This window comes from Paraburkholderia sp. EG287B, from assembly GCF_040965595.1.
Taxonomy (GTDB): domain Bacteria; phylum Pseudomonadota; class Gammaproteobacteria; order Burkholderiales; family Burkholderiaceae; genus Paraburkholderia.
In genome coordinates, this window is record NZ_JBFRCG010000100.1 from 1 (window position 1) to 381 (window position 381).

Here is a 381-nt window from a genome sequence, read left to right on the forward strand (position 1 = left end):
CGACGATGTCGTCCGCGAGATCGATGTTGAGCGTGCCTTCCTTCGTGATAATCAGCTTCAGGAAGTCGAGCAGGTTGCGCGCGTAGAGCGCGGAGGCGTCGGCGGCGACCATCGAGGCGAGGTTCGTATAGCCGCAGATCTGCACGCCGTGGTGCGTCACCACCCTGTCGGCCTCGGTGAGCGGGCAGTTGCCGCCGCGTCGCCCGCTGGCCTCGTCGGCAACGGGACCACGTCCTGCCGCGAGGTCGATCACGACCGAGCCCGGCTTCATCGCCTGCACGGTTTCCGAAGGCAGCAGCGTCGGCGCGTCGCGGCCCGGAATCAGTGCGGTCGAGATGATGATGTCCGCCTGCTTCGCGCGCTCGTGCACCAGCGCCGACT

At 67.5% G+C, this 381-nt stretch carries 1 pseudogene; it reads right to left on the reverse strand.

What is annotated here, in order from left to right:
- Positions 1 to 381, reverse strand: a pseudogene (locus tag AB4Y40_RS42890) (NAD(P)(+) transhydrogenase (Re/Si-specific) subunit alpha); the annotation flags it as partial.